Annotated in this window: 21 protein-coding genes and 1 other RNA gene; 12 read left to right on the forward strand and 10 right to left on the reverse strand. The window is 40.9% G+C overall.

The window, feature by feature from the left end; genetic code table 11:
* Window positions 1–7 precede the first annotated feature (7 nt).
* From RIC88_RS05685 to RIC88_RS05700, 4 genes are all read right to left on the reverse strand, one after another.
* Window positions 8–709: a DUF4290 domain-containing protein gene (locus RIC88_RS05685; RefSeq protein WP_350216541.1), complete on the reverse strand. Its 702-nt coding sequence runs from the start codon at window positions 707–709 to the stop codon at window positions 8–10.
* Between the two features lie 147 nt (window positions 710–856).
* Entirely contained in the window at window positions 857–1,174 is a 318-nt protein-coding gene (locus RIC88_RS05690; RefSeq protein WP_350216542.1) for a hypothetical protein, read from the reverse strand.
* Between the two features lie 4 nt (window positions 1,175–1,178).
* Window positions 1,179–1,598 (reverse strand): RidA family protein, encoded by a 420-nt coding sequence (locus RIC88_RS05695; protein ID WP_350216543.1) that lies wholly within the window; start codon window positions 1,596–1,598, stop codon window positions 1,179–1,181.
* Window positions 1,599–1,724: 126 nt separating this feature from the next.
* Window positions 1,725–3,017 carry an aminopeptidase P family protein gene (locus RIC88_RS05700; protein ID WP_350216544.1) on the reverse strand — a complete coding sequence of 431 codons (1,293 nt, stop codon included), beginning with the start codon at window positions 3,015–3,017 and terminating at the stop codon, window positions 1,725–1,727.
* 38 nt (window positions 3,018–3,055) lie between these two features.
* Between RIC88_RS05700 and RIC88_RS05705 the strand changes: the two genes are divergently transcribed.
* The gene (locus tag RIC88_RS05705; protein WP_350216546.1) at window positions 3,056–4,246 is read left to right on the forward strand and encodes a S8 family serine peptidase; all 1,191 of its coding nucleotides are present in this window, start codon (window positions 3,056–3,058) and stop codon (window positions 4,244–4,246) included.
* Between the two features lie 4 nt (window positions 4,247–4,250).
* On the opposite strand, the gene RIC88_RS05710 is transcribed toward RIC88_RS05705, so the two are convergent.
* Window positions 4,251–4,838 carry a DUF2179 domain-containing protein gene (locus RIC88_RS05710; protein ID WP_350216547.1) on the reverse strand — a complete coding sequence of 196 codons (588 nt, stop codon included), beginning with the start codon at window positions 4,836–4,838 and terminating at the stop codon, window positions 4,251–4,253.
* 126 nt (window positions 4,839–4,964) lie between these two features.
* Between RIC88_RS05710 and RIC88_RS05715 the strand changes: the two genes are divergently transcribed.
* On the forward strand, window positions 4,965–5,300 hold the full coding sequence (locus tag RIC88_RS05715; protein WP_350216548.1) for a YciI family protein: 336 nt from the start codon (window positions 4,965–4,967) through the stop codon (window positions 5,298–5,300).
* A 178-nt stretch (window positions 5,301–5,478) separates the two neighbouring features.
* A complete protein-coding gene (locus RIC88_RS05720) occupies window positions 5,479–6,705 on the forward strand; it encodes an RNA polymerase sigma factor (protein WP_350216549.1) in 1,227 nt (408 codons plus the stop codon).
* Here RIC88_RS05720 and RIC88_RS05725 read toward each other — a convergent pair.
* Complete coding sequence (locus tag RIC88_RS05725) at window positions 6,702–7,112, reverse strand: endonuclease domain-containing protein (RefSeq protein WP_350216550.1); 411 nt, start codon at window positions 7,110–7,112, stop codon at window positions 6,702–6,704. The two genes, RIC88_RS05720 and RIC88_RS05725, sit on opposite strands and share 4 nt — an antisense overlap.
* 67 nt (window positions 7,113–7,179) lie before the next feature.
* Here RIC88_RS05725 and RIC88_RS05730 point away from each other — a divergent pair, with 67 nt between their 5' ends.
* The 5 genes from RIC88_RS05730 to RIC88_RS05750 are packed head-to-tail and all read left to right on the forward strand — an operon-like array spanning window position 7,180 to window position 11,573.
* Window positions 7,180–8,418: a M16 family metallopeptidase gene (locus tag RIC88_RS05730; RefSeq protein ID WP_350216551.1), complete on the forward strand. Its 1,239-nt coding sequence runs from the start codon at window positions 7,180–7,182 to the stop codon at window positions 8,416–8,418.
* A 17-nt stretch (window positions 8,419–8,435) separates the two neighbouring features.
* Window positions 8,436–8,639, forward strand: a complete 204-nt coding sequence (locus RIC88_RS05735; RefSeq protein WP_350216552.1) for a hypothetical protein — start codon at window positions 8,436–8,438, stop codon at window positions 8,637–8,639.
* Window positions 8,629–9,117 carry a nucleotidyltransferase gene (locus RIC88_RS05740; protein ID WP_350216553.1) on the forward strand — a complete coding sequence of 163 codons (489 nt, stop codon included), beginning with the start codon at window positions 8,629–8,631 and terminating at the stop codon, window positions 9,115–9,117. Before RIC88_RS05735 ends, RIC88_RS05740 begins: the two co-directional genes overlap by 11 nt.
* 18 nt (window positions 9,118–9,135) lie before the next feature.
* Complete coding sequence (locus RIC88_RS05745; RefSeq protein WP_350216554.1) at window positions 9,136–9,774, forward strand: O-methyltransferase; 639 nt, start codon at window positions 9,136–9,138, stop codon at window positions 9,772–9,774.
* Window positions 9,771–11,573, forward strand: a complete 1,803-nt coding sequence (locus RIC88_RS05750) for a LysM peptidoglycan-binding domain-containing protein (protein WP_350216556.1) — start codon at window positions 9,771–9,773, stop codon at window positions 11,571–11,573. The genes RIC88_RS05745 and RIC88_RS05750 overlap by 4 nt, the downstream gene beginning before the upstream one ends.
* Here the strand turns inward: RIC88_RS05750 and RIC88_RS05755 are convergent.
* Window positions 11,567–11,908 carry a DUF8493 domain-containing protein gene (locus RIC88_RS05755; RefSeq protein ID WP_350216557.1) on the reverse strand — a complete coding sequence of 114 codons (342 nt, stop codon included), beginning with the start codon at window positions 11,906–11,908 and terminating at the stop codon, window positions 11,567–11,569. The genes RIC88_RS05750 and RIC88_RS05755 overlap by 7 nt on opposite strands.
* A 10-nt stretch (window positions 11,909–11,918) precedes the next feature.
* Between RIC88_RS05755 and RIC88_RS05760 the strand changes: the two genes are divergently transcribed.
* Window positions 11,919–12,215: a hypothetical protein gene (locus tag RIC88_RS05760; protein WP_350216558.1), complete on the forward strand. Its 297-nt coding sequence runs from the start codon at window positions 11,919–11,921 to the stop codon at window positions 12,213–12,215.
* Here the strand turns inward: RIC88_RS05760 and dnaX are convergent.
* The gene (gene dnaX / locus RIC88_RS05765) at window positions 12,199–13,317 is read right to left on the reverse strand and encodes a DNA polymerase III subunit gamma/tau (protein WP_350216560.1); all 1,119 of its coding nucleotides are present in this window, start codon (window positions 13,315–13,317) and stop codon (window positions 12,199–12,201) included. The genes RIC88_RS05760 and dnaX overlap by 17 nt on opposite strands.
* Window positions 13,318–13,453: 136 nt before the next feature.
* Between dnaX and ssrA the strand changes: the two genes are divergently transcribed.
* Window positions 13,454–13,853, forward strand: a transfer-messenger RNA (tmRNA) gene (ssrA, locus tag RIC88_RS05770).
* Window positions 13,854–14,029: 176 nt separating this feature from the next.
* Here ssrA and RIC88_RS05775 read toward each other — a convergent pair.
* A complete protein-coding gene (locus RIC88_RS05775; RefSeq protein ID WP_350216561.1) occupies window positions 14,030–14,848 on the reverse strand; it encodes a lysophospholipid acyltransferase family protein in 819 nt (272 codons plus the stop codon).
* A 224-nt stretch (window positions 14,849–15,072) separates the two neighbouring features.
* On the opposite strand from RIC88_RS05775, the gene RIC88_RS05780 reads away from it, so the two are divergent.
* Complete coding sequence (locus RIC88_RS05780; RefSeq protein ID WP_350216562.1) at window positions 15,073–16,650, forward strand: capsule assembly Wzi family protein; 1,578 nt, start codon at window positions 15,073–15,075, stop codon at window positions 16,648–16,650.
* Between the two features lie 24 nt (window positions 16,651–16,674).
* Here the strand turns inward: RIC88_RS05780 and RIC88_RS05785 are convergent, their stop codons facing one another.
* Window positions 16,675–17,271 (reverse strand): hypothetical protein, encoded by a 597-nt coding sequence (locus RIC88_RS05785; RefSeq protein ID WP_350216563.1) that lies wholly within the window; start codon window positions 17,269–17,271, stop codon window positions 16,675–16,677.
* Window positions 17,272–17,355: 84 nt separating this feature from the next.
* Here RIC88_RS05785 and RIC88_RS05790 point away from each other — a divergent pair, with 84 nt between their 5' ends.
* On the forward strand, window positions 17,356–18,129 hold the full coding sequence (locus tag RIC88_RS05790) for an AMP nucleosidase (protein ID WP_350216564.1): 774 nt from the start codon (window positions 17,356–17,358) through the stop codon (window positions 18,127–18,129).
* The last annotated feature ends 19 nt before the right edge of the window (window positions 18,130–18,148 follow it).

Below are 18,148 nucleotides of genomic sequence, written 5' to 3' on the forward strand. Positions count from 1 at the left end.
AATCAGATTAGTGTCTTCTGCGATTGTTTCCGCCACCCTTGTTGTGTGGAGTATTACGGCGAGGACTGCCACCACTTTTTCCACTCTGATTATTTCGACGGCCGCCTTTATTGTTATTGCTACTTCTTCGATTGAATTGCTTTTTATCCGAATCAAATAAGCCCAGCTCTTTTACTGTTTCAATATCGATATCCAATTTATTATCAGACAGTCGTTTGATGTTTTTCAGTATCTGCTCGTCTTCTATACTTTCTTTATTCCAGGTTTGGAAAAAACCTTTCATCAGTCTCCCTATCGCAACCACTGCACCTTCCTTCTCCTTTGGATCTTTCATGGCAACCGCCTGGTCGATCAGAATTTCTACGCCTCTGCCGTAATGACGGAATTTAATCTCATTGGAATAATACTGAAGTCTCTTCGGCTTCCGATCTAAAACTGATGCATCAGGCTTAGGGAAAGGTCCTTCTATTTCTAATTCGAAGTTTGAAATAATATGGAGATCATCCCACACTTTTTGATCGCTCTCATTATCATTACCCAAATCAGGATTTATGAGTTTCATTAGCTCCACTAAAGTGGCAGCTTTCTTATTTCGCTCTTCCTGGTCTTCTATTGTCTTTAAATGCGCTACAAGATTTTGTACATTTCTTCCGTACTCTCTCAATTTCAGCTGAACACGCTGCGTGTTGTATTCCAATGATCTTTCCATAATAATATTAAGCCTCAAAAATAGACAATTCAGTTTTAGATTAAAGCATTCCTCCCATTAAGCCCCCTGCGAAAACACCAAAAAACACCAAAGCATAAATTGCCAATACGACAATAGTCACTACACCTATAAATAGGAAAAGCCTTTTTAGGTTATTAAAGCAGACGAATACATTTCTTGATCACCTGATTGAATACCCGCTTTTATATGCGCTGAAAAGCGATAAACATACAATGAAGGAAATATATAAAGCAGTGAAGCAAGTATATAAAAGAAACCAATACCGCTTCCAAGTCCAGGATATACTTCCATTGATCTACCCATTCCTCCAATAAATACTAACGCCATTAAAATAATCAGCCCACTCATTACAAAGCCAACGATCCCTAAAAATTTTCCCCACTTAGCAGTCTCTAATAAATTGGCTTTATCTACATCAGTGAGCTTTAATTGATTCTCTTCCATATAATTATTTGATTGTGGCGATGCATTTCAACTCAATCGCAATCGGTGTAGGTAGCGAACTGATCTCTACAGTAGTCCTGCAGGGCTGATTGTCTTTGAAGTACTCGGCATATATTTTATTGTACGTCTTGAAATCATCTTTCATGTTCGTAAGAAAGACGGTTACGTCCACAAGACTATCCCAGCATGCTCCGGATGCCTCCAAAATCAAACGTACGTTTTTAAATACTGAATGACACTGCTCAGCTATGTCATAGCTGATGATCTCACCGTTTTCATCCAACTCAACTCCGGGGATTTTTTTCGTTCCTCTCTCCCTCGGCCCAACTCCCGATAAGAAAAGTAAATCCCCTACTTGCCTGGCATGCGGATATAATCCAACCGGTTCAGGTGCTTTATCTGAATCAAATTTTTGTGATGACATAGGTTATTATTTGTTAATTACACCCCTTTAGTCCCCTCAAGAAGGACAATTATCTAGCAGCTTTCTGCAAATTAATACCCCCAAGTGAACCATTTACCTGTCGACTAAACGACTGTTGACTGTCGACTACTTGCTATTCATAATCTCTTCTATCTCCTCTGCTTCTATTGGTATATTCTTCATCAAATTAATATGGCCATCTTTTGTAATGACAATATCATCTTCAATACGGCACCCAATATTTTCCTCGGGAATATAAATTCCGGGCTCAACCGTGAATGCCATTCCCGGCTCAAACTTCTTGTATATGGAAGCTACGTCATGAACATCCAATCCTATATGATGTGATGTACCATGCATAAAATACTTTTTATACGCAGGCCAATCCGGATTTTCGTTTTTAATGTCCGTTTTGTCAATCAGACCTAAATCCAATAACTCCTTCTCCATCAATTTGCCCACTTCCGCATGATATTCAGGGATTCTATTCCCCGGTTTGAGCAAATCAGTGGCTGCATTTTTTACTCGTAATACCGCATCATACACCTTTCGCTGACGATCAGTGAATTTGCCATTAACCGGAATGGTTCGTGTCATGTCGGAGTTGTAATTGGCATACTCAGCACCCACATCCATCAGCAAAACATCGCCATCTTTTAGCTGCATCCTGTTTTCGATGTAGTGAAGCACGCATGAGTTGGCACCACCTCCAACAATTGGCGTGTACGCAAATCCCTTTGAGCGATTACGAACGAACTCATGAAGGTATTCCGCTTCTACTTCATACTCCATCACTCCTGGCTTCACAAACTCTAAAATTCTTCGGAAGCCTTTTTCAGTGATCTCACAAGCGTGCTGCATCAAGTCAATTTCAATTTGCGATTTAATGCAACGCAAATCTGTAATGACCGGAAAAAGTCGCTCATAAGTATAAAGTGGATACTTCTCCATGCACTCTTTAATAAAGCGTGCATTTCTGGTCTCTACTTCGCTGGCATTGCGAATGTGTTCGTTGCTATCCAAATATATATGATCACATTCAGCCAATATGGTATAAAAAGTTTTTTCAAACTCAGCAGTCCATTTGATGTTCTTAATACCGGATGTCTCTGTCCCCTCCTCTTTGGTTAGCTTGTGTCCTTCCCAAACAGCTATCTCCTCATTCGTTTCTCTCAGAAATAAGATTTCCCGCATTTTTTCATCCGGAAAGTCAGGAGCTATAAGCACGATTGACTCCTCCTGATCCACACCAGTCAGGTAAAACAGATTGCTGTTTTGTTTGAAACTCATGGTCCCATCTGCATTTGTAGGCAAGATATCGTTGGCATGAACAATAGCCACAGAGCGTGGCTTCATGCGCTTAGCAAGCCTTTCGCGATTTTGAATAAATAATTGGTTATCAATGGGATCGTATCGCATGCGTTATCTTAGTTATGATTTACAAAAATCACTCGTGTATGAGATGGCTAAAATTAGCATTTCTTTTTCTCTCTGCTCCACTATTCGGACAGCAATTAGGCTTTGCATTGGAGCAAATAAATGGGCAGGCGGTCATTGATGCCAGACTTACCGGTAAGGGAGTGAAAATAGGCATCATTGATGGGGGCTTCCTGAAAGCTGATAAAAGCGAATCATTGAAATCACTTTTTGAAAATGGTCAAATAGCAGGGTATAAAGACTATCTGAATCCGGAAGCCAAACCCTACTCTGGTAGTGCCGGATTTGATGATAGTCATGGCACAGAGGTGTGGGAGTTGATTGCCGGGTATAATGAATCAAAGGACGTACAATATGGACTGGCCACCGGAGCTACCTTTTACCTCGCCCGGACAGATCATGGAGGCTATGAGCGAAGGCAGGAAGAAGAATTTGCAATTGAAGCAATGGAGTGGATGGCTGAGGAGGGAGTTCAGATCATAAACATTTCCTTGGGCTACAACTTTGGTTTTAGTGACAAACGCGAAAACTATCAGCCCACGCAAATGGATGGAAAAAGTACCATCTTGACACGGGCAGTTGATCGAATTTCTAAAGAATATGGAATACTAATTGTCGTTGCTGCCGGAAACGATGGCAATCACAGATGGCAGATTGTGGGATCTCCCGGTGATGCTGAAAGTGCCTTAACAGTCGGTGCTACTAAATTCAAGGTCTGGGATGAAATGAAATACAGTTCCAAAGGACCAGAGTGGCTGGATTATGTAAAGCCTGAGATTTCGTGTTACTCATCGTTGGGCACTTCCTTTTCTGCACCGGTTATTACCGGGTTGGCGGCTTGTTTGCTAGAAAAGGATTCTACCGCTACTGCTGATCAACTCAGGAGTGCAATCATTAACTCAGGGAATCTAATCTATCCAAATAATTATATAGGGCAAGGAGTGCCGAATGGAGAGACGGCCATGTTAATACTGGAAGGAAATGAGATGCTTTGGGAGGATGTTGAACGAAAAGCCAAGAAAAATCTAATCATTGAGCTGGATAAGCCTTCCATCTACATAACAGTATACCATAAAGTCGGCTGGAAGGTGCTGAAAAAAGAAACGATCAGAACGAGTGAAAGCAGGATCAAAATCAAGCGAAGAGAAGATGCCACATCCTCAACTGTAATTTGGGAGGGGGGTAGTTTGGAGATCGTTTGGAAAGAATAATTTCTTACCCCATCCTCTTAAAGATCCTCCTGGAAAACCCTTTATCATCCATCACTTCGCCATCACTCACTTTCTTTACCCCTTCAACCGTATAGAGTGCCTGTGGATTGTATTTTCTAATTGCCCCAACGGTGTTCGGTAAACGCTCCCGCTTAATAACGGTAAACAATACATTCACTGGCCCATCCCCGGAGGTGGCCTCCAGATTGGTAAAGCGCATGTTCTGTTCCTTAAAGAAAGTAATGAGCTCGTCGGCCGGTTTTCCTGTTATCACCCTCACAACCACATTACCAATGGCCAGTCGCTCTTCGATCATCATTCCTACAAAAATCCCGGATGCATACCCCAAGGCATACGCCAGAAAAGTTTGCCAGCTTCCCAGATTCTGAAAAATCTGACTAATGGCAAGCAACCAGATGGAAGCTTCGAAGAAACCCATAATGGTAGCTACATATTTCCGGCTCTGAAGCATGAAAATGATTCGAAGTGTATTGATGGACACATCACACACTCGAGCCACAAAAATAAGGATCGGAATCACGATGTAATTCAAGATTTCCGGATCAATATCGAAGATTTCTGATAGGTTCATGGTGTAAAGTTATCTCTTCTAATCTCTAAAATTAGAATTTGGATTTTCCAATTGTTCATTGTCCATTTCAAATTCGTCAACTCGTCTTAAGAGAAATATTTATCTTAACTAAAACTCAATGACACTATGAAAAAGTATTTGTACGTATTCCGAGGAGGTGATGAAGGCTATGCTGATCAATCACCTGAGCAGATGCAAGCCCACATGCAGCGATGGGGCGAATGGATGGCTAAAGTAAAAGCAGAAGGTTACCCACTTCAGCAAGAAGGTAAGGTGGTGGGTTCCGGAGGCAAGGTAGTTACCGACGGACCATTCACAGAGGGAAAAGAAATCGTTGGCGGCTATGTGCACCTGGATGCTAAGGATTTGGATCATGCGGTAGAACTATCCAAGGACTGCCCCATCTTCGAATTTGGTGGCACTACTGAGGTGAGGGAGATCATTACAGATATGGGGATGTAATTAAAGCGTCATTTCGAGCCTGCCCGGCTAGCAGGCAGGCAAGGTGAGAAATCTCCTTCACGGGGACTTCTCACTTTGTTCGAAGTGACGTAAGATTAAATATTACAACTCAACATCTTGTCGAAGGGTGTTTATCTTTCGACAGACTCAAGATGACACCCATTACTTTTCTTACGCAATGAAAACCTCTCAGCTCGTCGACCACTTCTTCAGAACGGAATATGGTAAGGCAGTATCACACCTTACCAGCAAATTCGGTGCGTCTAATCTGGAACTGGCGGAGGACAGTGTCCAGGAAGCCCTAATCAAAGCGATGCAAACCTGGCCATATTCACAAATACCTGACAATCCCACTGGCTGGATTCTTCGGGTTGCCCGAAATAAAATGATTGATGTCCTGAGAAGGGATCAGAAAACAAGTCATCAGGAAGTACCGGAAAGTGCAGTAGAAATGAAAGAAAATCTATCCTTTGAGTCCATCAATGACGACATGGTACGAATGATGTTTGCGTGTTGTCACCCTTCACTCAGCCAGGAATATCAAATCATTCTTACCCTCAAAATTCTAGGTGGTCTATCCATTCGTGAGATATCAAGCTCCCTGCTCAAAAAGGAGGAAACAGTAGCTAAAGCATACACACGAGCAAAAAAGAAATTCAAACAGGATGAAATAAAGCTCCACTTGCCCCCGGCACATGAAATTGAGAAGCGATTGGAGATGGTTCTTAAAATTATCTACCTGCTTTTTAACGAAGGTTATAAATCTGCTGAAGGTGATCAACTCATTCGAAAGGAATTGTGTGATGATGCCATTCGTCTGAATCGGGTTTTACTGGAAAGTGAAATTTGCAATACTCCAACAACCAACTCTCTTATGGCATTGATGCATTTCCATGCTTCCCGTTTTGACGCTCGTGTAGATGAGCATGGAGATATTATCACCCTTGAAGATCAGGACAGATCCAAATGGGATCAAAACCTAATTTCTCAGGGACTCATTCATCTGGAGCACGCATCTGATAGCCCTGAAGTAAATGAATACATCCTTCAGGCTGCCATTAGTGCTGTTCACTGTCAGGCTCCCACTTTTGAGGACACGAATTGGAATGAAATTCTTAGGCTGTATGACCTACAACTCCAGCTAACGCCAACTCCGATCGTTCGCCTAAACCGTATCATTCCCATGGAAAAAGTGCACGGCCCCATGCTTGCTTATTCCGAAATTGAAGAATTAGAAGAAACCAATTTCTTTGATGAGTATTACCTATTCTACGCAATCAAAAGCCAGATTCTGCAAAATATGGGTGAGATACTTGAAGCAAAAAAAGCGCTGGCACGAGCTATTGACTTGACGAAGAATGAACGGGAGAAGGTGTATTTACAGAATAAGTTGAAAAGTATTTAACAACCTCCCTGTATCCCTCCTTTTGAAGGAGGGAAGCTGAAGTTGGAGCTAATAGTATCGAGTACTCTTTCAAGAGAATCAAAGACATCTTGATTCTCAAATCTCAAAATCTTAAAACCCATTTCCGTAAGGGTTTTATCTCGCTCAAGATCATTTTCATACCCAGCACTTGTGAAATGGTGAGCACCATCAAGTTCTATAATTAATTTCTCTGATGGGCAATAGAAATCAACTATGAAGTTGCCAATACTATGCTGCCTTCTGAATTTCCTACCCTTTAATTGTTTTCGCTGTAATGCTTTCCAAAGAGTAGCCTCGGTCGGAGTTAGGTTATTTCTTAAATCCTTCCTCGTCTGCTTTAAGTATTTCCTATTGTGGATCACATTCTTAAAAATATAACAAAGCATGTAACTCCCCTCCTTTTAAAGGAGGGGTTGGGGTGGTTAGTGTACTTAGTCCTAACTTTGCGCTCCAATGAGCAAGAAGGAATACGAGCTGATAGAGTTATCGAATGGAATTCGGATAATCCATAAGGAAGTCAACCACACCAAAATCGCCCATGTGGGCATTATGCTGGACATTGGCAGTCGGGATGAAAGCCTTGAAGAGCAGGGATTAGCACACTTCCTGGAACATATGGTGTTCAAAGGCACCAACAAGCGCAGCTCATACCATATTATCAATCGACTGGAATCATTAGGTGGTGAATTAAATGCATACACCACGAAAGAGAAAATCTGTTTCTACGCCTCCCTGCTAGACATTCACCTAGATAAAGCAGTCGAGTTGCTTTGCGACATCACGTTTAATTCCACCTTCCCTGAAAAGCAGATCGAAAAAGAACGACAGGTTATTCTGGAGGAGATGAGCATGTATCGGGACACTCCGGAAGATTCGATTCAGGACGATTTTGATGAGCAGCTATTTCCAAATCATGCGCTAGGAAGAAATATCCTTGGTACTGAACAAACTGTTAATTCCTTCAAACAAGGTGACTTTCGAAGTTTTTTAGATCGAAATCTGAATACAGAAAAAATTATTCTCTCCAGCGTTGGAAATTATTCTGCGAAGAAAATTCAGCGTTTGGCAACCAAGTATCTGGAACAGATTCCACATAAAAATCATACGCCGGAAAGAAACTGGTTTTCAGGATATCAACCTACCCGAAAGGAAGTCAAAAAATCTATTTCACAGGCGCACATCGCCATGGGAATGCCTTCATTGAGCATCAAAGACGAAAACAGAATCCCCTTCTTTTTTGTGGTGAATCTGCTTGGTGGTCCTAGTATGAGTTCCAGACTTAATCTCTCACTTAGAGAAAAACACGGGCTGGTTTATGGAGTGGACGCCAGCTATGCACCTTATCTGGAGATCGGCCAATTCAGCATCTTCTTTGCTACCGACCCGAAAAACTTAAAGAAAAGTCAACGCATTATCCTGAAAGAAATCGAACTCCTGAAGTCAAAACCTTTGGGGAACATGCAGCTTCATAAAGCAAAAAATCAGATCAAAGGCCAGATGGCTTTATCTGAAGAAAATAAGAATGCCACCATGCTGATGATGGCCAAAAGTCAACTGGATTTGAACAAAGTGCCAGATATCGACAGTGTGTTTAAAAAGATTGACGCCATTACTGCTGAGGATATTCAAGCTCTATCTCAGCGATATTTCCCAATAGATCAGATGAGTTCATTGGCATATCTGCCGGAATAGTAATTATCTTTACTTGTATGAAAACTCGTTCAATAGCATATATTGAATCTGATGAAGATCTGATTGAAATAGAAGTAGAAGAAGCACTAAAACGTCCATTAGGTGATAATTTGAAGCAATATTTCAAATCTATTGCTGCCCTATGTGCGATGGCAGGTGTGGATATAATGAATCCCCCAAACTCTCGAAAAATTTACTTTTCCGAAGAAGATGAGCACTAACAACCAGTTCCCATCTCATTATAAAGACTTTATTAATTCCCTTAACAATCACAAAGTTGAGTATTTACTCATAGGTGGTTACGCAATGGGTGCATATGGGCACATTAGAGGGACAAATGATCTGGACATTTTCATCCATGCAACCGATCAAAATGCAAAACGAATGATTGATGCATGTGTAGATTATGGAATTGCAAGAAAAGAATTAGAAAAAGAGATGTTTCTTGTTCCAAGAATGGTTGGAATTGGCGATCCTCCCTTAAGAATTGAAATATTAAAAACGGTTGGAAGTTTTGATTTTGCGTATGCGTTTAACCGTAAAATGATTCGGGAAGTTGATGGTATTGATATAAATGTGGTTGATTTAGATGATTTAATAATACTTAAACAAGCTGCATTAAAAGAACGATCTAAAGCCAGGGATCACGAGGATTTGAGCTTTTTGCAGAAGCTGAAAAATAGTCTTTCAAAAAAGTAATTCCTTATCTTTACGTTCATGGAATTTCTGTCTGAAGATCTTCAAAAATATGTAGAAGATCACTCCGAGCCTGAATCTGATTTGCTTCAGCAGATCAACAGGGAAACTCACCTCCATGTTTTAAAACCCCGCATGCTCTCCGGACATCTCCAGGGACGAGTATTATCGATGCTTTCCCACATGATTCGCCCAAAAAACATTCTCGAGATAGGTACTTATACCGGATACGCTGCTTTATGCATGGCCGAAGGAATGCAAGCGGAAGGAAAGCTAATCACCATTGACAATAATGAAGAGTTGGCCATGCGTACCAAAGGCTACTTTGATCAATCCGAAAGGTCAGGTCAAATCGATCTTCACGTTGGAAATGCCTTGGATATAATTCCCGCACTGAAGGAAAAATGGGATCTTGTATTTATTGATGCGGATAAAGAAAACTACTCCAATTACTTTGATCTGGTAATAAATAACGTCAACAAGGGAGGTTTTATCATTGCTGATAATGTGCTTTGGAGTGGTAAGGTATTTGATAAATCGAAGAGCGATAAGGACACGGAGGCCATTCGCGCGTTCAATCAAAAGATGCATACTGACTCTCGGGTACAAAACGTTTTATTCCCTATTCGTGATGGGTTGATGATATTGAGAAAATTATGATGCGATTAGCTACAAGCTTTAAGATACAAGTTACAAGTCTCCTCTTGTTTTTACTCACTACAACTGGTGTGTTAGCCCAGACCGTTCCGAGCGAGATGATGTTAGGGGATTTAAGATTATCGATCAATGAATCCACCAGAAGACAGATTCAAAAAGATGTAGATCGACTCACGCAAAGCCAGACCTACTTCAACATCCTGGTAGATCGCATGAATCTTTACTTCCCGATCATCGAACGAGAGCATGGAGATGCAAACATTCCTGATGAAATTAAATTCCTAGCTATACAGGAAAGTGCGCTGATTTCTGATGCTGTGTCGTCAGCCAATGCTGTTGGGTTCTGGCAATTCAAAGATTTTACCGCTCGAGAAGTGGGGCTAACTGTAGATCGAAATGTGGATGAGCGTTTGAATATCGTTTCTGCATCAAGAGGATCAGCCAAGTATCTGAATAGTCACAACTACTTCCTGAAAAACTGGGTGTATTCGGTGATGGCCTACAATACGGGGCGAGGCGGGGCGCAGAAGTATGTAGATAACTCAAATCTTGGCGCCAAACGAATGACCATCAATAACCAGACACATTGGTATGTAAAGAAATTCATTGCGCATGTTGTTGCCTTTACCCCGGCTGTCGGTAGACCACATTCTGAAGGTATCTGGCTGGATGAACTGACGAACGCAGGTGGGAAAAGCTTAAACCAAATTGCAAGGGAAGAAAAAGTTGATCTGGCAGAACTTGAGAAATATAATAAATGGCTGAAGCGAGGAGATGTCCCAAAAGATAAAACCTATAGTGTGCTCATTCCCCGCCAGGGCACTCCGCCAAAAAGAGCTATTGCGCAAAACGATACTAAAAGAAATAAAATCTCAACACCTCAAAAAAAGGTGTATCCATCCGAGCTTAAGCCTGGTATCACAGAAGCGAATAAGTCAACCATTATTCCTCTAAATGGAATCCCATCAATATTAGCCAGGGAAAGTGATGACGTTCATAGCGTGTCAGCCAGGGCTGGAATTTCTGAAAAGCGGTTCAGGAAGTATAATGACATGGATGAGTCAGATAAGATCATTCCGAACGAATTTTACTACATCAAAAAGAAGAAAGGAAAGGCGAAAATCGGATTTCATGTTGCTAAATCTGATGAGTCGTTGTGGGAAATTTCTCAGCAATACGGCATTCGGCTTTCCAAGCTCGCCAAGCGAAACCGGATGAGTATCATAGATGAACTGAAGCCAGGACGGGTGCTTTGGATGGACAAAAACAGGCCTTCCAGCGAACCGATAGCCTATCATGAATTGAGCAAGCCCGTCATTACCAAACCAGTTGCTAAAGCAACAGCCTCAACGAATAATATTAATGATACTGTAATGATCAATGACGTGAGCGCAGAACCTGCTGAGGAGGAAGTTATTGAGGAAGAGGTGCCAGACATCATAGTCCCGGTTGTCGACACGAAGGAAGAACGATTGAATAAGGTAAAAATCCACACCATAGCGGCTGGTGAGACGCTTTGGAGTATTTCCAGATTGTATGAAGTGACAATGGATGATCTGCTTCGATGGAACGAATTGCCTAACCCTGATGCGATTAGCATCGGTCAAAACATCCAGGTAAAAGCACCGATTGAAGAATCATCTGAAGGTAAAAACATTATTAATCACACAGTTCAACCGGGCGAGACTGTTTATGCTATTTCCCGGAAGTATGGCATGACTGTAGATGAGGTTGTGGACTTGAATAGTCTCAATGGATTCGACCTGAATGTAGGTCAGGAATTGAAGGTTTATAATCAGTAATCAAAATCCAGTCCTAACCGATCTTTAAGATCTTTCAAATCAGGATTCTGCTTCACCATGTAATCAAAAATGTCTGTGCTTGTGTAAAGCTTTTTCTCGTCTTTGATCTCTGCTATCTCTGTACGAATGACAATGTGATCGTTTTTAAGTTCATTTCTTAAAAACTGCACTAGCTCCGTGTCGAATTTCTCCAGAAAGCTTACCTCCAGCTGGCTACCAAGCATAATGATTATGCTGTGATTTTCTCCTTTTTTGACTGACTTACTGAGCACCAAACGCTCTGTGTCTCCAGCATCCGGTTTCTGATCAGCAAACCCTTTCCAAATCCTTTCCAAATCCTCCTGCGTGAAGTCTGTTTCCTTTTTGGCAGTCACCGGAGAAGCATCGTTGGCAACTTCTTTGGATTTCTTCTTCCCGAAGATGCTAGGCGTCTCTTTTGGTTTACCGGATTCCGAAGGTTTTACTACCGGACTTGATTTTGGTTTTGGTGCAACAGTAGCAGATTCTGATTCGCTAAAGTGTGGAGCTTGTTCCTCTGTTGGAGGTGGTGGGATGTCTTCCTCTCTCTCTATAGGAGCTTCCTTTTCTTCCTTTTGTGGAGTTGGTTTTTCTGCCGGCTTTTCTGCTAAGTCGTCACTGTGAGACCTTTTTTTTTTGCTCCATTGTCAGAGGAGCTAAGTGTTAGCGCATTGGTCAAATGGGCCAGTTTCATGAGGCAAAGCTCTACATGCAAGCGCTGATTTTTACTTTGCTTGAAATTCAACTCAAACTGATTGGAGATGTTTAAAGCTGACAGTAGAAATGACGGGCTGCAGTTGGCTGCCTGTTCACCATATTTAGTCTTCAGGTTGTCGGTCACTTCCAGTAAAGTGATCGTCTGATCATCTTTAGAAATAAGTAGGTTTCTGAGGTGCTGTTGGAAGCCATTTAAGAAGTTATTCCCATCAAATCCGTTTCTCAGAATCTCATCAAACAACAACAGTGCACCGGACATATTTTGAGCCAAAAGATCATCGACCAACTTGAAGTAGTAATCGTAATCAAGGATGTGTAAATTCTTGATCGTATCCTGATACGTAATCTTTCCATCAGATGAAAAGGTCGTGATCAAATCGAAGATCGAAAGTGCATCTCTTAATGCACCATCTGCCTTTTGGGCTATCAGGTGAAGTGCTTCTTTCTCAGCATCCACTTTTTCACTGGAAGCTATTTTCTCTAATTGCTTCACGATATCGGCTACTTCAATTCGATTGAAGTCATAAATCTGACATCTGGACAGAATGGTAGGAATCACCTTATGCTTTTCCGTAGTTGCCAGAATGAAAATGGCATACTCCGGTGGTTCTTCTAGCGTCTTCAAAAAGGCGTTGAAAGCCTGAGTAGAAAGCATGTGAACCTCATCGATGATGTACACTTTATACTTTCCTTGCTGTGGTGGATACCTTACCTGATCAATCAGGTTTCGAATATCCTCGACTGAGTTGTTCGATGCAGCATCCAGCTCGAAGATGTTGAAGTTGTTTGTGCTGTCACCGGATTCACTTTCAAATTCATTGATGGTTTTGGCCAGAATTCGAGCACATGTGGTTTTACCCACTCCCCGAGGACCACAAAACAGCAATGCCTGACCCAGATGATTGGATTTGATTGCATTTTTCAGTGTAGTGGTAATATGCTCCTGCCCCACTACCTCTTCGAAACCGAGAGGCCTGTACTTTCGCGCCGATACCACAAAATTCTCCATCTGCTGGCAAGTTAAATGATGCTTCCCATTCTGAGGAAAAATTTCTTTAAAAAAGGATTGAACCTTTTCATAAATTCAATTGTCTTATTCTCCCACAAAGGAACGTACCTTTGAATTATTGTTCATTGATATTAATGGGGTCGACCGGAATCGACAGGAAGTGCAAAGCATATGCTAGCATGCAGGGTGGGGAGTGTACATCCTTGATAAATGCGCTCAAAATTGTAATTGGCGAGTCTAACTACGCTATGGCAGCATAATCTCAAATTAAAGTAGAGTTTATTTAGGGTTGAGCCACATAGGTTCCCCCTGTCACATCCTACCACGCTTTTGTCCTTAGGGCGAGGAACTGGGGTGTCGAACATAAGGAATAGTACTGACGGTTGTTGCAACGTCAGTATGAAATAAAGCAACTGGTTTTCCAGGTAGGTAGTTATTCACCAGCCTGGGATTCGAGATTAAAAGAATAACTAAGCATGTAGAAGGTCTATGGTTTCCTTTGCTGGACGAGGGTTCGAATCCCTCCGACTCCACTTTAAAAGCTGCCCAGTGCAGCTTTTTTTATTGAATGAAATGGATGAGAACCCGAGCCAGAGGGTATTGAAACCGAAGGCGTGAAGGTTGGTGATTGCCTTGTGTGTATGGGCAATCCTTCTTATGCAATCCAACTAGTCACCCTACCCTTGCGCGAAAATTATTCATTGGAATATTCTTAAACACTCAGTTCTTTCCGACTCCCCACCTTTTTGGCCTTTCTGATTTTTATACAAGCTCTAGAGTCATTTCTGCTATCTAACTCCGTTTGAATTACACTCTTTACTTCAGCTTGAAATTCTTTTAATGTACCTAAACTGTACTTTGAAGGATCGATTGGTTCATGAATGATCACTCGACTTTTTCTCCTCCAATTAACCATAAAATTTCCATCGTCAGGAAGTATTCGCCAATTGTCGGCTATGGTAATAGGCACCAGATGAACGCCTGTCTCTAGGGCCATTCGAAAAGGGCCTTCCTTGAACTCACTCAGGTCTTTGCTATGAGTTACATTGATTCCTCCCTCTGGAAATACAGTCAAAGAGAATCCTTTTTGTAGTGCTTCAATACTTTCTTTGAAAGCCTTGTACCTACTTCGTAAACTATCCCGATCCACCATGATATGAAATTTTCTAAAGTAATAACCAAATCCTGGAATCTTTGAAAGCGACTCTTTGCCCACAAACTTAGCAGCTATCGGCATCTGTGTCATGATGGTGATATCCATGAAAGAGAAGTGGTTTGGACAGTAGATATAATTGCTCTTTTTATCTAAGAGATGTTTATTTTCTATGACAATTTTCATCCCAATCAGGAAGTAAAAGATAGTAGTAAAGTGCCTGGTTAAGATCAACCCATGCCTTTTTTTTCCAGTTATCACAAATAGAAAAAATAGAGGTAGTAGTGTGATGAAAACAAGAAAAAAAACAATACCTGTGTAGATTGAAAATGCCCTCTTCAGAGCTTTTTTAAGCCCGGAAGCTTTATTTGAATTCATATAATTAGGTCAGGGTTTGATTTGGCTCAAAACTAACTTTTCTGATAAATAATTAGCAGCTATTTAAACACATCGAAGTAGATTTTTCTCAGTATGTGGGTATATTCTTTCGTTAAATATATTCGTTCCTCCTATTAACATTTATTAAAAAATCTACCATTTTACCAAGGCATCAATCTCATCCGAAAATAGACCCTACTTTTGCATACGAAAGACTAATTCAAATGAATTTTAAAAAACTCTTCCCAACCCTACTTATTGTATTGACTGGTGCTAAACTAGATGCACAGGTTTTGTTTCCCGGCTATCACCTCAATGAATATTATGAGATTTTGAGGATAAAAAATCCTGAATTAGCGGATCCAATCACTTATCATCCGGCTATTATAAATACATATGCTACGGATTCGGCATTGAGTTGGGACTTGTGGGATGGACGATTCGATCTTTCAGATAAAGGTGATGACTACATAAAGGTTTTGGATCCTTACATGAAATTGGGGTATATAAGTGATGTGCCAAACAGCTATAATGACGGAGCAGTTTGGGAAGGCAAGGGGTTCAATAGCTCACTCAATTTTGGTTTTAGAGGTAGGAAGGGCATGCTCTCTTTTACATTCGCACCTGTAGTATACCACGCTCAAAACAAGGATTTCTACATTGCACCTTCACCCTTTTCAAAAAATCAATACTCCTACCCTTTTGAAAGGAAAATAGATTGGGTTCTGAGATATGGAGACCAAAGTATAAATGAATTTAGTCTTGGTCAATCTGAAATTAGACTTCACTACAAAAAGGTATCACTCGGCTTATCAACACAGTCAATGATTTGGGGCCCTGCTCAGGTTGTCCCCATCATCATGTCCAACAACGCCGCTGGTGTACCACATTTAGATATCGGCACAGATAAGCCTGTAGACACCAAATTTGGAAAGTTTGAGTTTAAAATATTTTGGGGCTTGATGGATGAATCTGAATATTTCGATGAAGATGAAGCCAATGATCAACGCTACCTTACCGGCGCAGTGTTTGGATTTCAACCCAGCTTTGTGGAAGGTCTAAGTCTTGGGATCAATAGGGTACTTTATAGAGACATGTTTGATGGAGACCTAAAGCCGATTGATTTATTCGCTTCTGTATGGGGCCAAATCAGTAATCCCGACCTTCCAAATGATGACTATGATCAAATGTTGTCACTAACTGTGAGTTGGAAGTTTAAAGAGTACGGATTCGAAACATTTCTTGAATTTGCCAAAAATGATTATCCGGGTGTGATTATTGATTTTTTTGAACAACCAGATCGTACAAGAGCAGTAACGATGGGGTTTGTAAAATCATTTGACCTGAACAATGGAAACATTTTCAGGGTCGTTTTCGAGCATACAAAGCTCAATAAAATTAAATTATCAAACGTCGCAGCTGGTCATGCAACCTATTATGTTCATAGCCAGGTAGAAAATGGCTACACTCACAACGGACAACTCATGGGCGCTTATGTTGGTCCTGGCTCCAATGCAAATCATTTTAAATTTCAGCTGTACACTCCTAAAGGAAGGTTTGCTTTTAATATTGATCGAATAAGATTTAATGATGACTATTTGGTATCCAGCGTCACGCCTGCATTTAATCAACCCAATGACGGTAGTTTTCTTACAGGTTTTGACTACCTGCGATTTGTGAAAAATTTCAGCATTGAAGCAAGTATTTATCGAACAAACAGAAGAAACTGGTATTATGAAGCGGAAAGAGATGTACCTCAGAATTTTGGCGCCTCACTTAAGATTGGATATCAAATTAGGTAGTCATCCGTCTATTACAGATTTAGACTACTTCTTCACAAATAAATAATCCACCTGGTCATCTTGTAAGACCTTATTTAAAGTGTTGTAAAAGTGTTTGTAAATAACCCCTTGATTAGGAGAATTTGGGAGTTTATTGCTTCCTGAACGAATCACTGTCTTTAACTCATCCAGCGAAATCCAATAGAAATCTGCTTTTTCATTAAATATCTCAAACTTTTCATCAACTGGAATTAATGATTGTCTAATCTCCTCACGTGGTTTATAAGGAATATTAACGACATAACTACGATAAATACCATTCACTGCTTCAATGTATGCTTCCGGCCTGAAATTGAGATTTATATCTTCCTTCTCATAAACCATTCTGCACTCTTCAAAAAATTCCCTAATTGCAATTTCTTGGGGGGTTTCCATTCTTAGGTCATTATCCAAGGTTCCTACTAACTCTCTTCTGCCCCCAAAATCGGTCCAACCGGGTTTATCTTCATCATAGCCCAGCAGCAAATAAACCGTATCGTCCATGACTGTATATGGCAGCACTCCTGCAGCCACAAGCTTATCATCCTGGCTGATGGCATTGAAAGCCAATAATCCTATGAAACAAGTAAAAAATATTTTCATAACAGATACGTGAGCATAAGTAATTTAATCATATACGATCAAATTGAATCTAGCCTTATAGGGCTTATTGTATTTTTGCATCTTATGAAAACGAAAAATGAAATTGTAGACGATTGGCTACCCAGATACACTGGTACCGAACTTGATGAATTTGGTAGATATATCCTCCTCACCAACTTCCAGAATTATGTTGACCTTTTTGCTGAGAAATTCAATGTGAAGGTCAAGGGTAACAAACGAGCCATGCAAACCGCCACCCATGATGATATAACCATAATCAATTTTGGAATGGGGAGTGCCATGGCTGCTACCGTGATGGATCTTTTGTCTGCAATTATGCCTAAAGCAGTACTTTTTCTTGGGAAATGTGGTGGGCTAAAAAGTGAAAATAAATTGGGTGATTTGATTCTTCCAATCGCAGCAATTCGGGGTGAGGGAGCCTCAGACGATTACATGCCACCGGAAATTCCAGCACTGCCATCATTTAGACTACAACGCTCCGTCTCTCACGTAATTAAGGCTAAAGGATTTGACTATTGGACTGGGTCTGTTTTCACGACCAACCGAAGAGTCTGGGAGCATGATACAGATTTTAAAAATTACCTGAAAGAAATCCGTGCTTCTGCAATTGATATGGAAACAGCCACGCTTTTCACAGTTGGGTTTGCTAATAAAATTCCACGAGGTGCACTACTTCTTGTCTCAGACAACCCAATGACTCCTGAAGGTGTGAAAACGTCAAAAAGCGATCAATCGGTTACAGCTAAATTTGTAGAGAATCATCTCGATATAGGGATCGAATCACTGATGGAATTAAGTAATTCAGGAGAGTCCGTCAAACACTTGAGGTTCGAGTAAAATTTTAATCACTTATTAA

Origin of the sequence: Ekhidna sp. (assembly GCF_040220215.1) — a bacterium.
Taxonomy (GTDB): domain Bacteria; phylum Bacteroidota; class Bacteroidia; order Cytophagales; family Cyclobacteriaceae; genus Ekhidna.

Coding starts and splice junctions, on each gene's coding strand:
- RIC88_RS05685 (WP_350216541.1), bottom strand. CDS start 709: ATGGAAAGATCATTGGAATACAACACGCAGCGTGTTCAGCTGAAATTG.
- RIC88_RS05690 (WP_350216542.1), bottom strand. CDS start 1,174: ATGGAAGAGAATCAATTAAAGCTCACTGATGTAGATAAAGCCAATTTA.
- RIC88_RS05695 (WP_350216543.1), bottom strand. CDS start 1,598: ATGTCATCACAAAAATTTGATTCAGATAAAGCACCTGAACCGGTTGGA.
- RIC88_RS05700 (WP_350216544.1), bottom strand. CDS start 3,017: ATGCGATACGATCCCATTGATAACCAATTATTTATTCAAAATCGCGAA.
- RIC88_RS05705 (WP_350216546.1), top strand. CDS start 3,056: ATGAGATGGCTAAAATTAGCATTTCTTTTTCTCTCTGCTCCACTATTC.
- RIC88_RS05710 (WP_350216547.1), bottom strand. CDS start 4,838: ATGAACCTATCAGAAATCTTCGATATTGATCCGGAAATCTTGAATTAC.
- RIC88_RS05715 (WP_350216548.1), top strand. CDS start 4,965: ATGAAAAAGTATTTGTACGTATTCCGAGGAGGTGATGAAGGCTATGCT.
- RIC88_RS05720 (WP_350216549.1), top strand. CDS start 5,479: ATGAAAACCTCTCAGCTCGTCGACCACTTCTTCAGAACGGAATATGGT.
- RIC88_RS05725 (WP_350216550.1), bottom strand. CDS start 7,112: ATGCTTTGTTATATTTTTAAGAATGTGATCCACAATAGGAAATACTTA.
- RIC88_RS05730 (WP_350216551.1), top strand. CDS start 7,180: ATGAGCAAGAAGGAATACGAGCTGATAGAGTTATCGAATGGAATTCGG.
- RIC88_RS05735 (WP_350216552.1), top strand. CDS start 8,436: ATGAAAACTCGTTCAATAGCATATATTGAATCTGATGAAGATCTGATT.
- RIC88_RS05740 (WP_350216553.1), top strand. CDS start 8,629: ATGAGCACTAACAACCAGTTCCCATCTCATTATAAAGACTTTATTAAT.
- RIC88_RS05745 (WP_350216554.1), top strand. CDS start 9,136: ATGGAATTTCTGTCTGAAGATCTTCAAAAATATGTAGAAGATCACTCC.
- RIC88_RS05750 (WP_350216556.1), top strand. CDS start 9,771: ATGATGCGATTAGCTACAAGCTTTAAGATACAAGTTACAAGTCTCCTC.
- dnaX (WP_350216560.1), bottom strand. CDS start 13,317: ATGGAGAATTTTGTGGTATCGGCGCGAAAGTACAGGCCTCTCGGTTTC.
- RIC88_RS05775 (WP_350216561.1), bottom strand. CDS start 14,848: ATGAATTCAAATAAAGCTTCCGGGCTTAAAAAAGCTCTGAAGAGGGCA.
- RIC88_RS05780 (WP_350216562.1), top strand. CDS start 15,073: ATGAATTTTAAAAAACTCTTCCCAACCCTACTTATTGTATTGACTGGT.
- RIC88_RS05785 (WP_350216563.1), bottom strand. CDS start 17,271: ATGAAAATATTTTTTACTTGTTTCATAGGATTATTGGCTTTCAATGCC.
- RIC88_RS05790 (WP_350216564.1), top strand. CDS start 17,356: ATGAAAACGAAAAATGAAATTGTAGACGATTGGCTACCCAGATACACT.